Source organism: Gillisia mitskevichiae (genome assembly GCF_003634585.1).
Lineage (GTDB): Bacteria > Bacteroidota > Bacteroidia > Flavobacteriales > Flavobacteriaceae > Gillisia > Gillisia mitskevichiae.
The window spans coordinates 65,219-78,763 of the sequence record NZ_RBLG01000005.1; the positions used below are offsets into that span (position 1 = coordinate 65,219).

General features: G+C 33.7%; 14 protein-coding genes. 10 read left to right on the top strand and 4 right to left on the bottom strand.

Annotated elements, in window-relative coordinates; genetic code table 11:
• Positions 1-42: 42 nt before the first annotated feature.
• Positions 43-492, top strand: coding sequence for a pantetheine-phosphate adenylyltransferase (gene coaD / locus BC962_RS14380; RefSeq protein ID WP_121346722.1), 450 nt, complete (start codon positions 43-45; stop codon positions 490-492).
• Between the two features lie 227 nt (positions 493-719).
• On the opposite strand, the gene BC962_RS14385 is transcribed toward coaD, so the two are convergent.
• On the bottom strand, positions 720-3,008 hold the full coding sequence (locus BC962_RS14385; protein ID WP_121346723.1) for a TonB-dependent receptor: 2,289 nt from the start codon (positions 3,006-3,008) through the stop codon (positions 720-722).
• Positions 3,009-3,019: 11 nt separating this feature from the next.
• Entirely contained in the window at positions 3,020-4,303 is a 1,284-nt protein-coding gene (locus BC962_RS14390; RefSeq protein ID WP_121346724.1) for a PQQ-dependent sugar dehydrogenase, read from the bottom strand.
• Between the two features lie 166 nt (positions 4,304-4,469).
• Here BC962_RS14390 and BC962_RS14395 point away from each other — a divergent pair, with 166 nt between their 5' ends.
• Positions 4,470-6,221, top strand: coding sequence for a M14 family metallopeptidase (locus tag BC962_RS14395; protein ID WP_121346725.1), 1,752 nt, complete (start codon positions 4,470-4,472; stop codon positions 6,219-6,221).
• Here the strand turns inward: BC962_RS14395 and BC962_RS14400 are convergent.
• A complete protein-coding gene (locus BC962_RS14400; protein ID WP_121346726.1) occupies positions 6,189-6,812 on the bottom strand; it encodes an NUDIX hydrolase in 624 nt (207 codons plus the stop codon). The two genes, BC962_RS14395 and BC962_RS14400, sit on opposite strands and share 33 nt — an antisense overlap.
• A gap of 7 nt (positions 6,813-6,819) precedes the next feature.
• Here BC962_RS14400 and pyrE point away from each other — a divergent pair, with 7 nt between their 5' ends.
• The gene (gene pyrE / locus BC962_RS14405) at positions 6,820-7,461 is read left to right on the top strand and encodes an orotate phosphoribosyltransferase (protein WP_121346727.1); all 642 of its coding nucleotides are present in this window, start codon (positions 6,820-6,822) and stop codon (positions 7,459-7,461) included.
• A gap of 1 nt (position 7,462) precedes the next feature.
• A complete protein-coding gene (locus BC962_RS14410; RefSeq protein WP_121346728.1) occupies positions 7,463-7,852 on the top strand; it encodes an SRPBCC family protein in 390 nt (129 codons plus the stop codon).
• Here the strand turns inward: BC962_RS14410 and BC962_RS14415 are convergent.
• Positions 7,849-8,580 (bottom strand): biotin--[acetyl-CoA-carboxylase] ligase, encoded by a 732-nt coding sequence (locus BC962_RS14415; RefSeq protein ID WP_121346729.1) that lies wholly within the window; start codon positions 8,578-8,580, stop codon positions 7,849-7,851. The two genes, BC962_RS14410 and BC962_RS14415, sit on opposite strands and share 4 nt — an antisense overlap.
• 94 nt (positions 8,581-8,674) lie before the next feature.
• On the opposite strand from BC962_RS14415, the gene rsfS reads away from it, so the two are divergent.
• The 6 genes from rsfS to BC962_RS14445 all read left to right on the top strand — a co-directional run bounded on the left by rsfS (position 8,675) and on the right by BC962_RS14445 (position 13,516).
• Positions 8,675-9,046 carry a ribosome silencing factor gene (gene rsfS, locus BC962_RS14420; RefSeq protein WP_121346730.1) on the top strand — a complete coding sequence of 124 codons (372 nt, stop codon included), beginning with the start codon at positions 8,675-8,677 and terminating at the stop codon, positions 9,044-9,046.
• Between the two features lie 17 nt (positions 9,047-9,063).
• Complete coding sequence (gene ftsH, locus BC962_RS14425) at positions 9,064-11,079, top strand: ATP-dependent zinc metalloprotease FtsH (RefSeq protein ID WP_121346731.1); 2,016 nt, start codon at positions 9,064-9,066, stop codon at positions 11,077-11,079.
• A gap of 98 nt (positions 11,080-11,177) precedes the next feature.
• Positions 11,178-11,789, top strand: coding sequence for an LUD domain-containing protein (locus BC962_RS14430; protein WP_121346732.1), 612 nt, complete (start codon positions 11,178-11,180; stop codon positions 11,787-11,789).
• A 3-nt stretch (positions 11,790-11,792) separates the two neighbouring features.
• Positions 11,793-12,596, top strand: coding sequence for a phosphatidate cytidylyltransferase (locus tag BC962_RS14435; RefSeq protein WP_121346733.1), 804 nt, complete (start codon positions 11,793-11,795; stop codon positions 12,594-12,596).
• Complete coding sequence (locus BC962_RS14440) at positions 12,586-13,239, top strand: phosphatidylserine decarboxylase family protein (protein ID WP_121346734.1); 654 nt, start codon at positions 12,586-12,588, stop codon at positions 13,237-13,239. Before BC962_RS14435 ends, BC962_RS14440 begins: the two co-directional genes overlap by 11 nt.
• A gap of 10 nt (positions 13,240-13,249) precedes the next feature.
• Positions 13,250-13,516 (top strand): acyl-CoA-binding protein, encoded by a 267-nt coding sequence (locus tag BC962_RS14445; protein WP_121346735.1) that lies wholly within the window; start codon positions 13,250-13,252, stop codon positions 13,514-13,516.
• Positions 13,517-13,545: the final 29 nt, after the last annotated feature.

Here is a 13,545-nt window from a genome sequence, read left to right on the forward strand (position 1 = left end):
GGCTAATTAGCTATATTTGTTAGATATCACAAATTCAACTTCATGAAAAGAGCAGTTTTTCCAGGATCTTTTGATCCTATTACCTTAGGACATGTAGATATCTTGGAGCGTGCATTGCCTCTTTTTGATGAGATCATTCTTGCAATTGGAACCAATGCCGATAAAAAGTATATGTTCTCTCTAGAAGATAGAGTTCGGTTTTTGGAAGAAACTTTTAAAAATGAAGTCAAGATAAAAGTAATGACTTACAAAGGACTCACTGTAGATTTCTGTAAAAAGGAAAATGCAGCATTTATTCTTAGAGGACTTAGAAATTCTATAGATCTGGAATTCGAAAAAACCATAGGTCAAACCAATTATAAAATGTCTGGTATAGAGACCGTTTTCTTGATCTCTTCTTCAGGAAAAGGACATATTTCATCTAGTGTAGTGCGAGACGTTCGAAAAAACGGAGGAGACTTTTCTTTTATGGTGCCAGAGGTTGTTAAATAAAAGAGCCTCTAGGGTAAAACAAACAGTGACATCCCCTGATATTTCTAGACTCCTCCCGATAGTTATCTGGACGAAATGACAAAAATATAAATGTCATCCTGTCCCAATATCTATCGGGATTGTCGAAGGATGTTTTGAGATAAACAGACTATTAAAAAAATAGATTTCTTCGTTAAAACAATAACTTCTCGACTCCGCTCGAAGTGACACTATAGCTTTATGAATATTTAGAAAATATAATTCAAACCGGCACCCACGAAATAATTACGAGGATTTCCGGGGTAATAATATCTTGGAGCTGCTCCACCAAATCCTACGGCATTTGGCAACACACTAGAAGCATATTTCTCGTCTAAAACATTATTAACACCTGCAGAAAAATTAGCATCAAATTTCTTAAATAATTTAAAATCGTATCGCGCTTTTATATCTAATAGCTGATAATTTTCGGTGCTCAAAGAATTTGCATCATTCAATTGAATTTCTCCCACAGCCAATAAATTGGTGTATAGCGAGAACTTTTCTGTATAGTTTAATTCGAATCCTGTATTTAAAGTGCTTTTCGGAATTCCGGGTAGATTATTTCCACTAAAATCTTGTTCCCTATCCACAAACTCTTCAAATTCAAAATAATTTAAAGCAGCATTAAAATAAGGTTGTATTGTGATTGATGAAGACAAATCAAGATTATATCTTATAGTAGTTTCAATTCCATTATGATTGGTTTTCCCAGCATTAATCCCTACATATTGATCTTCAGAAATTCTTTGTGCAACCAATAAATTTTCAATTTGGATGGAGTACAGGGCAACTTCAGTATATAGTCTATTATTCAACCAATTTCCTTTAAAACCAATTTCATAATTAATCCCTGTCTCTGGTTTTAGATCGGTATTAATTTGTCCTTCCGGCGTTAAAGTTTCCTCCACTGTTGGAGTTGAAAATCCATGACTTATGGAAGTATAAATATTCTTCCCCTTATTAATTTCATAAGACAATCCCAACCTTGGAGAAAAAACGGTTTTAAATCTATAATCTCCAGACTGATCTATTTCATCCTGAACATATAAATCTTTTAAACTATAACTCGTTGTGTTTATATTAAAGCCTGTTTCCAAGTTTAGTTTTTCAGAAAGTTCCAAATTAAGCTGACCAAAGAAATTTGCATAACCTCTATCTTGCTCATTATTGCTAAGACTATTTCCTAATACGCTACCTTGATCTTCAAAATCCTGATATAAATTCTCAAAGGTTTGCATGTTATACCATTCTTTATAATACTCTGCTCCAAAGCTCAATTCTGAAGCGAGCTCAAAAACATCCATTTTAAGATTGAATTTTGTTCTAGCTCCAGTTGCTACTCGTTCTTCTTTTAAAATATTAAAAGGTCTTGGCTCGTAAGCATCCCGAAAATTCACAAAGAGACTGGTTAGATTTGTGAGTCTGTTTGAAAAATGATGCAAATAAGAAACTCCAAGCAAACCTCTATCATAAGACTCAAATCCTTTGGAACTTCCCCATGTAAAAGCAGCTTTTTCAGGATCGTTTAAATAGTCATTCTCATTAAGTGAGCTCGGGATAAATGCTTTTAATTTTGTAAAATTTCCCAGAATGGAAAGCTTGTTTCCATTTTCCGTAAAAACGTTCGCATTTATTAATGCTGATTGTTTTTTATAAGAACCATTAGCCCTGTAGCCATCACTTTTTAAATCGCTAAATGTAGCAAATAAGGAGGTATTCTCAGTTCCATGAGATCCCGAAATCGTTTTTTTATTAGTATTAAAACTTCCTATTTGTGTAGAAATCCCTGTTTGAGTTTTATCAATTTCGGCGTTCGCTGCAAACATATTAATTACGCCTCCTAATCCAGCTCCATACATACTTGAAGTAGGGCCTTTAATAATTTCAATTTTCGAGATGGCTTCAGCATCAAAATCATCTATCGTTAATTCTCCTTCTCCAGTCGTTAAAGGGATCCCATTGAAATAAGCCTGAATTCTATTCGTGCTAAATTGAGATCTTGCACCAATTCCCCGAATGTTTAATTTGGTGGTATTTAACGCTCCCTGATTTACATACACTCCAGGAACAGCATTAAAAACTTGAGCAAAGTTGGAGTCATCTTTTTTCTGAAGATCCTCAGAAGTTAAAACGCTAATTGCACCTGGCGTACTTTGTAATGTTTTTGAAATAAGCGCCCCAGTTATAACTATTTCTGATAGATTTTCTGTGGAAGGAATGAGTGCAATTGTTAAAACTGAACTAGGATTTGCCTTAATTTGGCTAGTACTATAACCTAATGCTGAAATTTCTAAAATGATAGTTTTAGTTGAAGTCTTTATTTCAAAACTCCCTTCTGAATCAGAAAAAACAAAAACCTCAGAACCAGTTTCAAAAATCTTTACATTTTCAATCGGTTCTGAAGTTTTTGCATCAATAATTTTACCTTTTACAACTTGTGCTGAAATATTCACAGCACTAAATAATAAGAATACAACAAGAATAAATTTCTTCAAGAGCAAGTGTTTTATTCCGCAGAAATTTTCCAGATCACATTAGAATCGTCATCATTCACTAATAAAGACCCATCAGGTAATGTAGTTATTCCAACTGGTCTTCCATGCACTTCTCCAGTTTCTTCATTCGCTATAAAGCCAGTTAAGAAATCCTCTGGTGGCTGTGGCTGTCCATTTACAAAAGGCACAAAAACAACTTTATATCCAGAAAGCGGATCGCGGTTCCAAGATCCATGTTGACCAACGAAAGCTCCATTTTTATATTTTACGGGAAAAGAATCATGATTATAGAATGTAAATCCTAAAGATGCAGTATGCGGGCCAACTGGTACATCTGGCATAATAGCTTTCTCAACTAATTCATTATGCGGATTGTCTTCCCAACGAGGATCTTTTATTTGCCCATAATAAGAATAAGGCCAACCGTACCATCCGCCTTGTTTTACGCTGGTAATATAATCCGGTACTAAATTATTACCCAATTTATCTCTTTCATTCACTGCTGTCCACAATTCTCCAGTAACAGGATTCCAATCCATCCCAACCGGGTTTCTAATTCCGCTGGCATATACTTGCTCTCCAGAACCATCAGGATTGATCTCTAATATCCCTGCTCTTCGAACTTCTTTATCCATACCGTATTCACCCACATTACTAGCAGAACCTACAGAAATATAAATTTTACTACCATCTGCATTTGCAATTAAGTTTCTAGTCCAGTGGTTATTATAACCTCCGGCTGGAAGTTCTACGATCTTTTCACCTTCAGATTTCAAATTAAGATCTCCTTCTTTATAATTATATCTATATAATCCATCTGTATTAGCGATATAAAAATAGTCTCCTAAAATCAACATCCCAAAAGGTTGATTTAAGCCTTCCTTAAAAGCTCCTCGGTGCTCAAAAATTCCATCTCCATCTTGATCCCTTAAAATAGTTACTCTGTTCGCACTATTTCTTGTATTAGCTTCAACAACAAATACATCTTTATTTGGAGCTACATAGGTCCAACGTGGATGTTCAAATCCATCAGCGAAAATTTCCACCTTAAATCCTTCTGGTGCTATTGGCATTTCCCCTTCTTTCCAACCCACTACTTTACTAACTTTTTGGATAGATTTAGAATGAAATGGCGCCGGTATCTCTAATTTCCCAACGGCAGTTTCAACTATATTAGCAGGACGTTGCGACAATTCTTGCTTCTCTTGCTCATTAAATTCCTTTACTTCCTTCATTTGTGCACAGGAAGTTAAAGTAGCTCCTACAAGCAATAAGCTAAATGTAATATTTCTCATAATTTCTCTATTAAAAATTAAAAATAGTCTATAATTTAAATGGATTAAAACATTCTCTAAGCATTAGGTTTACTTTAACTACTTTCATAAAATGATACAGGTTATAATAGTTTTGGCTGCCGTTGCAGTTTTAACTAAGTTTATAGCGTAAAATGGATTATTTCTTATGAAGAAAATTTTTATAGCCTCCCTATTAGCTTGTGTTTTTATTTCGTGTGATCTTTCTAAATATAAACTGGATAAAGAATACGACTTTGAAACAGTATTCGAAAAATCTGGAGGAACGCAAACCCCTGCTTATGCAGAGGTTATAAAATATTACGAAGAATTAGATGATGCTTATACATCTATTCAACTAAAAGAATTTGGAAAAACAGACAGTGGGGAACCTTTGCATTTAGCTGTTTTTAGTCCTACTGAAAACTTTAATTTTGATGAAATAAGAGAAAAATACACTATTATTCTTATAAATAATGGCATTCATCCAGGAGAAAGTGATGGTATAGATGCTACCATGATGCTTTTTAGGGATTTAGCACAAGATTCTATTACAGTTCCAAAAAACACCATTATCGCCACTATTCCAGTCTATAATATTGGAGGAGCACTTAATAGAAATTCTACTTCTAGAGTTAATCAAAATGGCCCAGAAGCATATGGCTTTAGAGGAAATGCTAGAAATTACGATCTTAATCGTGATTTTATTAAGGCAGACACAAAAAATACAAGAAGTTTTTCTGAGATCTTTCATGAAGTAAAACCAGATATATTTGTAGACACCCACGTTAGTAATGGTGCAGATTATCAATATACTCTTACTCACCTTTTCACACAACATAACAAACTTGGTGGAGAATTAGGAGATTATCTTAATGAGAAAATGATGCCTTCTTTAAAGGCATCCCTGTGGGAAAATGAATGGGATATTACTCCGTATGTTAACGTACACAATCAGGTACCAGACAAAGGATTTACGCAGTTCATGGATACTCCAAGATATTCTACTGGATATACAGCCTTATGGAATACCTTGGGATTAATGATAGAAACCCATATGCTTAAGCCATATAAAAACCGAGTTATGGGTACTTATAGAACTTTACGGTCTATAGTAGACATCGCTGAAAGAGATCGAGAAAAAATAAAAGATCTTAGAGCAAGAGCACAAAGAAAATATTTAACCGAACGCTTTTATCCTGTAAATTTTAAGGTTGATAGCACAAACATTAGTAAACTTCAGTTTAAAGGCTACGAAGGAGCAGAAATAGCCAGTGAAGTTACTGGTAGCACAAGGCTGAAATACGATAGAAATAAGCCTTTCAAAAAAGAGGTAGATTATTATAATAATTTTATTTCTGAAGAGCAGATAGAGATCCCACGGGCCTATATTATCCCGCAGGGCTGGTGGAATGTTACAGATATTTTAAAGACCAATAATGTGGAAATGACCGCACTTAAGAAAGACACTACCATGCTTGTGGAGATCTATAATATTGAAGATTACAAAACATCTCCGAATCCTTACGAAGGACATTACCCTCATTACGAAACTAAAATCACCACTACAAAAGATAGTATTAAGTTTAAAAAAGGAGATCTTTATATTAAAAGTTTTCAAGCTTCTGTACGCTACTTATTGGAAACATTAGAACCAACTGCCCCAGACTCATTTTTTAATTGGAACTTTTTTGATACTGTTCTTCAGAAGAAAGAGGGGTTTTCGGCATATGTTTTCGAAGATCTAGCCAAAGAAATATTAGATAAGGATCCTGCTTTAAATGAAGAGTTTCAGGAAAAGAAAAGATCTGACACCGAGTTTTCTAAGAATTCATCTGCTCAATTAAACTGGTTATATAAAAAATCTGGCCTAATGGAAAAAGCCTATTTACGATACCCTGTCTTTAGGGTGAGTCGTTAAATATTCTTTCGGAAACAATAATTTAATATTTGCGTAAGATTTGGTAAGTGCTTTTTGAGATTTAGAGAAGTTTTTCCATTTAACTTTCTTAATTCCTTCTGCATGTTCTGGAACAAGCTCTCCAGTATATGAAGTTTTCATCTCGTACCAATGCGTCACTTTCAATCTATATTTATCTTTACGCTTAAAAATATGGTAAGTCTTTCTTAAAAATCTAACAATTTCTAGGTCTTGAACACCAGTCTCCTCCATTACTTCTCTAATAGCAGATTCTTCTAAACTTTCAGATTTCTCTGTCTTTCCTTTTGGCAAATCCCATCGCTTGTTGCGATAGATAAATAAGATCTCCTTATTATCGTTAAAAACCATTCCACCTGCTGCAGTTACAACTGGAAGTTTTTTAAGAAGATGCTTAAAAAGTTTATCCTCATTTTTATGATAAAGATTTACATATAATAATTCTCCATCATTTATTTTTTGGATAATTTGCTTCAGCTTAACCGTTTTAATTGGAAAGGCACTGTAATTTTCACCTATTTCTTTCTTAGTTGATAGAATAATAGGGATATCATTTACAAAAACTTTATACATTTGCAGTATGATTTTAAATAAAGAAACAGCAATTAAAACAGCTGAATTGCTGTTGCAAATTAAAGCAATTAAATTAGAACCACAACAACCTTTCACTTGGGCCAGTGGATGGAAGTCTCCAATCTATTGTGATAATAGAATAATCCTCTCCTACCCAATAATTAGGAATTACATAAGAGAACAATTTGCTAAACAAATTGAAGACCTTTATGGGAAACCAGATGTAATAGCTGGAGTAGCTACTGGAGCCATAGGTATTGGCATGTTGGTTGCAGAGTATATGAGCCTGCCTTTTGTCTATGTTAGACCAGAAGCTAAAGGCCATGGCAGAAAAAACCAGATAGAAGGACATTTAGAGAGTGGACAAAACGTAGTGGTTATAGAAGACCTTATTAGTACAGGCGGCAGCAGTATTAATGCCGTGAAAGCACTAAAAGAAGCTAATGTGAACATAAAAGGTTTACTTGCCATCTTTACTTATGGGTTTGATATTGCTGAAGAGAATTTTAAAGAAGCAAAAGTAGATTTACATACTTTGGGTAATTACGAGTATTTAATAGAAACTGCTTTAAGAACAAATTATATAAATGCCGATGAGGCAGAAACATTAAAAACCTGGAGACAAGATCCCAGTAAATGGAACCAATAATATGAATTTAGAAAGTCCAAAAGTTACTACAAAAAAAAGTCAGCAAGAATTATATAATTTTTTAACTGAAGTAGAGAACTACAAACAATTAATGCCTGAAAGCATCGAAAAATTTGAAGTTACTAAACCAAACACCTTCCTTTTTGGTTTAAAAGGAATGCCCGAAATAGAATTAGCTATAAAGGAAACCGTAGAGCCTGAGCTAATTGTTTTAGGATCTACATCAGATAAATTCAATTTTTCACTGAATATTATTATTGAACCGAATGGAGAAAATAGTGATGCCCAGTTATTATTTGATGGAAAATTTAATGCGATGATGGCTATGATGGTAAAAAGCCCACTTAAAAAGTTTATTACCACACTTAGCGAAAACATGTCTAGCCTTTAAAAAAGCAATTTAAGTTCCTTAAGATCAAAAGTACGTATAACTTCATCTTCAACTTTTAATCTTAACAAGCCAGACGGGGTAACACCTAAAATAATTCCAGCAAGCATGCTTCCATCTTTTAATTGAAAGGTGGAAGCTTTTTTTCTTCGGAACAAATTGGCTTCATAATCCTTTAGAACGTCTTTAAAAAATGATTCATTGTTGGCTACGATCATATTTTCCAAGTGTTTCAATATAACCGATAGGACTTCATCCGTAGAAAAAATGGTACCAGTAAGATTTTTTAAAGAAGCTGCTTTTGGAAGATCCGGAAAATGAACTTGATTTACATTTAGCCCAATACCTATAACACTCGCCCTTATACTATTGTTTTGTAAGATGTTTTCAATGAGCACGCCACCTATTTTATAGCCATCTGCCATAATGTCGTTAGGCCATTTCAACTTTAAATTGTTAATTTTTAATTGCTTTAAAGCCTTTAGAATTTGCAATCCAACGGCTGCACTTATTAAGAATTGATCACCAATTTCTACACTCGGTTTTGGATAAATTACGCTAAAAGTAAGGTTTTCACCAGCATTAGAAACCCATGTTGCACCCCGTTGACCTCTTCCCGAAGTTTGGTTGCTAGCAATAATACAAATTGGAGAATCATTTTTATTAGTATTATACCTTTCTCTCGCTAAAGTATTAGTAGACTCGGTGGCATTAACTTTGATAATATGCATATATAAATGTAGTTAAGAATGGTGTTAAATGTTTATTGTAACAGACCATTAAAAAGACTAAAAAGTAATAACTTTGCGTAAAGAAATAAATTTAATGGCAAATAAAGAAACGAACAACGATCAACTTATTGCTCATATCATAAAAGGAATAGAAGAAGTTAAAGGAAACGATATTGATATTCTTGACTTAAGGGAAATTGAAAACACTGTTTGTGATTATTTCATTATCTGTAATGGTACTTCGAATACTCAGGTAAACGCCATTGTAAGCTCCGTACAAAAAACCGTAAGTAAATCTCTAAAAGATAAACCTTGGCATATAGAAGGAAGTGATAATGCCGAGTGGATCTTAATGGATTATGTGAATGTTGTAGTTCATGTATTCCAAAAGCATATCAGAGAATATTACGATATAGAGAGTTTATGGGGAGATGCAAAAGTGACCTCGATCGAAACTAAGTATTAAAAACTAATTAAAGAAGAATGTCGAAGAAACAACCAAATAAAAAAATAGAACCTAAAAAACCTAAATTCAGTGCTTATTGGATCTACGGGGCAATTATTATTATTTTTTTAGGTATCAATTTTTTTGGTGGATCAGGGTTCAATGAACCAGCAAAAACGAATCCAGCAGAGTTTGAAAGCTACTTGAAGGATGGTGATGTTAAAAAGGTAGTAATTGTAAATAGAAATCAGGCTAAAGTTTATCTAACAGAAGAGGCCAAAGCGAAAGATATTCACAAAAAAACTGGTGATGGCGAATTATTCGCAACCGGTGATTCTCCAGATTATAGTTTTGAATTTGGAGATCTTCAGAATTTTGAAAACAAGGTTCAGGAGATAAAATCTGAAAACAATTTAGAGACATTTGTTACTTATAATACAGAATCTAATGTACTTGGTGAGATCATTTTAACCTTGTTACCCTTTGTTCTTATTATTGGTATATGGATCTTTATAATGCGTAAAATGAGCTCTGGTGGTGGAGGTGGTCCTGGAGGACAGATCTTTAACATAGGGAAATCTAAAGCAAAATTATTCGATCAGAATACCGATGTTAAAACCTCATTTAAGGACGTTGCAGGATTAGAAGGTGCTAAAGAAGAAATTCAGGAAATAGTAGACTTCTTAAAGACTCCAGAAAAATACACCTCTCTTGGTGGTAAGATCCCAAAAGGAGCCCTATTAGTGGGACCTCCAGGAACAGGTAAAACTTTATTAGCCAAAGCAGTAGCAGGAGAAGCTAAAGTTCCATTTTTCTCATTATCTGGATCAGATTTCGTTGAAATGTTTGTAGGTGTTGGTGCTTCTAGAGTACGTGATCTATTTAAACAAGCAAAAGAAAAATCTCCTTCTATAATATTTATAGATGAGATCGATGCAATTGGTAGAGCCAGAGGAAAGAATAATATGTCTGGATCTAACGATGAACGTGAAAATACATTGAATCAGTTATTAACTGAAATGGATGGTTTTGGAACAAACACCAATGTAATTGTTATCGCCGCAACCAACCGTGCAGATGTATTAGATAAAGCGTTAATGAGAGCTGGACGTTTCGATAGACAGATATATGTAGATTTACCAGACGTAAGAGAACGTAAAGAAATATTTGAAGTTCACCTTCGTCCTATTAAGAAAGTAGCAGACGAGTTAGATATAGAGTTTCTTGCTAAGCAAACTCCAGGCTTCTCTGGGGCAGATATTGCTAACGTTTGTAATGAAGCAGCTTTAATTGCGGCTAGAAAAGGTAATAAAGCAGTAGGGAAACAAGATTTTCTGGATGCAGTAGATAGAATTGTAGGGGGTCTTGAGAAGAAAAACAAGATCATTACCCCAGATGAGAAAAGAGCGATCGCTTATCACGAAGCAGGACATGCCACTGCAAGTTGGATGTTGGAGCATGCAGCTCCTTTAGTTAAAGTTACCATTGTACCTAGAGGACAATCCTTAGGTGCTGCATGGTACTTACCAGAGGAAAGATTGATCGTACACCCAGAGCAAATGTTAGATGAAATGTGTGCTGCCTTAGGTGGAAGAGCTGCTGAAAAAGTGATCTTCAATAGAATATCTACAGGAGCGTTAAGTGATTTGGAAAAAGTTACTAAACAAGCCAGAGCAATGGTTACTATTTACGGATTGAATGAAAAAGTAGGTAACCTTACTTTTTATGATTCTTCTGGTCAGAGTGAATATAACTTCACTAAGCCATATAGTGAGAAAACAGCTGAACTTATAGATAAAGAAGTTTCAAATTTAATAGAAACTCAGTATCAAAGAGCAATAGCTTTATTAGAAACTAATAAAGATAAGTTATCTCAGTTAGCCGACATTTTACTTGAGAAAGAGGTGATCTTTAAAGACGATCTTCAGAAAATATTTGGAAACAGACCGTTCCCTGAAAAAGAAGAAGTTCCATTGATCGCTAAAAAAGCTGATATTAAGGATACTAGCTCTGAGGATAGTGAGATTGAGGAAGAAACTCCAATAAATAAATAATTAAATTATACTTAGGAAAAAATCTTAATTTATCTTAGTGTTAAATTAAGATTTTTTACCTTTGATTTGAAAGGTACTAAAAACCACGAATTCTCAATATGAGTCTATTTAGAAAATTTTTAAATCCTAAATCTAAATCAGACAAAGGTCAAGACGTTCCAGAAAGTTCTGACCGTGGCAAGTATATGCCAGATGTTAAGCTTCCTACCGACGAGCGTTTTATGCTCAATTTCAAAAATAATGGCGGTAAATTCTTGTATTGCGAGAATGAAGAAGAAGTTACCGATGCCTTCGATAATATTCTATTAGAAAATGATTGGTACGAACAACCAACTTGTTGCTTCGACACTAATTTAAAAAAGAGGTTCGATAAATTCAATTTAGAATTCAATAAGTCAGGAGAATCTGCTTTTTTTCTTTCTACTTGCGAATATTTAATTGCAAATGATGGTTCAATTTTAATTTCTTCTAACCAAATAAAGGAGAAGAGATTTAACGAACTTCCCCAGAATTTTATAATCTTAGCTTCTACAAGCCAGTTAGTTGATAACATTGGCGAAGGGTTAAGAGGGATAAAATTTAACAATAAAGAGAGAATCCCTTCTAACATTACAACAATAAAAAGTTTTGAAACTCAGAAAGAAGGTAATTTTATGAGTTATGGAAGTAGCACAAAAAACCTATATTTGCTGCTTCTGGAAGATTTATAAAATATGAGGGAAACTATTATTAGGGCAATTTCTGGATTACTATATGTATCCATTTTAGTAGCGTCAATTCTATCTTCAGAATTGATCTTTATTGGCCTTTTCTTTCTTATAGGTTTTGTTTGCTTACTAGAACTTGAGAAACTATTAAGATTAAAAAGCTATGCTCTATACGGAGTTCACGCTGTCTTATTCTTCTTTTTTAGTTATCTAAAATTTAATTCGAACGCCACCTTACTCCTATTAATAATCACCATTTTCGTAAATCTATTCTTAGTTAAGGATTTACTCTTTATTAGAAAAATCCCTGTTTTTGAAAAGAAGAAGTACATAATTCTAATTTTTTATTTAATATCATCCATCATATTCCTTACTCTAATACCTACCTATTCTGGAACTTTTAATCCAGATTTGATCGTTGGAGTTTTTGTGCTTATTTGGACCAATGATACATTTGCCTACTTAGTAGGGAAGAACTTTGGAAAAACCAAGTTGTATGAAAAGATATCACCTAATAAAACTATTGAGGGTTTTCTAGGGGGAATGATATTTAATTGCGTTGCTGGATACTTCTTATTCTATTTTACACGTTATCTGAATGTAGAATTCTGGTTGGGATTAGCCATTTTATTGAGTATTTTTGGTACTCTTGGAGATCTAATTCAGTCTAAGTTTAAACGTCAGGCTGGAGTAAAAGATAGTGGAAAGTTAATGCCGGGTCACGGCGGATTATTTGACAGACTGGATAGTATTATATTTTCTAGTCCTTTTGTTTATGCTTATTTATTGATAATAAACTATGTTTCATAAAGAAGGTTATAAGATCATGATTTTTACTACAATTTTATTAATTGTAGTAAATGTATTGTCCTATTTAAATATTAACACCTATTGGGTTAAATTCTCGATCCTCGCAATTAGCATATTATTTTTCTTATTAATACTTCAGTTTTTTAGAAATCCTAAAAGACCAACCCAATTAAACGATGCGAGAGTAGTATCGCCAGTGGATGGAAAAGTTGTAGTAATTGAAGAGGTCTTTGAAAAAGAATATTTTAAAGACAAAAGATTGCAGGTGTCTATATTCATGTCTCCTATAAATGTACATGTAACACGTCATCCTATTGGTGGGTTAGTAAAATTTAGTAAATACCATCCTGGAAAATTCTTGGTTGCTTGGCATCCAAAATCCAGTGAAGAAAACGAAAGAACTACGGTTGTTGTTGAAAATAACGTGGCTGGAGAAGTGCTTTACAGGCAAATTGCCGGCGCTTTAGCCAAACGTATTGTGAATTATGCCGTAGAAGGTCAAGAAGTGATTCAGGGTAGCGACAGTGGTTTTATTAAATTTGGATCTCGAGTAGATGTTTATTTACCTATAGGGACTAAGATCAATGTAAAATTGAATGATAAAGTTAAAGGTGGGGTAAGCGTTATAGCTAATCTAGATTAAGATAATAAAAATGGTAGTGTCTTCAGATCAAAAATTTTTAAAGGCTTACGAAATGGCAAGCAATACTAGTTTGAAATTTCCGCCAGATATCATGCTTCATTTTTATGCCTATTACAAGCGCGCAACCACACTTAATGGTTTCTATACAACTAAAGACGATGAGGATGTAAGAAGTGGTTTTAAAGCCAATGCACTTATACAAGTAGAACAACTTTCACAATTAGAAGCAAAAGAAAAATATATTGAAATGGTTGAAAAATATATTGGGCAAATATAACTACCTGCCCAATCCATATCTTTTAATTT

Coding starts and splice junctions, on each gene's coding strand:
- coaD (WP_121346722.1), top strand. CDS start 43: ATGAAAAGAGCAGTTTTTCCAGGATCTTTTGATCCTATTACCTTAGGA.
- BC962_RS14390 (WP_121346724.1), bottom strand. CDS start 4,303: ATGAGAAATATTACATTTAGCTTATTGCTTGTAGGAGCTACTTTAACT.
- BC962_RS14395 (WP_121346725.1), top strand. CDS start 4,470: ATGAAGAAAATTTTTATAGCCTCCCTATTAGCTTGTGTTTTTATTTCG.
- BC962_RS14400 (WP_121346726.1), bottom strand. CDS start 6,812: ATGTATAAAGTTTTTGTAAATGATATCCCTATTATTCTATCAACTAAG.
- pyrE (WP_121346727.1), top strand. CDS start 6,820: ATGATTTTAAATAAAGAAACAGCAATTAAAACAGCTGAATTGCTGTTG.
- BC962_RS14410 (WP_121346728.1), top strand. CDS start 7,463: ATGAATTTAGAAAGTCCAAAAGTTACTACAAAAAAAAGTCAGCAAGAA.
- BC962_RS14415 (WP_121346729.1), bottom strand. CDS start 8,580: ATGCATATTATCAAAGTTAATGCCACCGAGTCTACTAATACTTTAGCG.
- rsfS (WP_121346730.1), top strand. CDS start 8,675: ATGGCAAATAAAGAAACGAACAACGATCAACTTATTGCTCATATCATA.
- ftsH (WP_121346731.1), top strand. CDS start 9,064: ATGTCGAAGAAACAACCAAATAAAAAAATAGAACCTAAAAAACCTAAA.
- BC962_RS14430 (WP_121346732.1), top strand. CDS start 11,178: ATGAGTCTATTTAGAAAATTTTTAAATCCTAAATCTAAATCAGACAAA.
- BC962_RS14435 (WP_121346733.1), top strand. CDS start 11,793: ATGAGGGAAACTATTATTAGGGCAATTTCTGGATTACTATATGTATCC.
- BC962_RS14440 (WP_121346734.1), top strand. CDS start 12,586: ATGTTTCATAAAGAAGGTTATAAGATCATGATTTTTACTACAATTTTA.
- BC962_RS14445 (WP_121346735.1), top strand. CDS start 13,250: ATGGTAGTGTCTTCAGATCAAAAATTTTTAAAGGCTTACGAAATGGCA.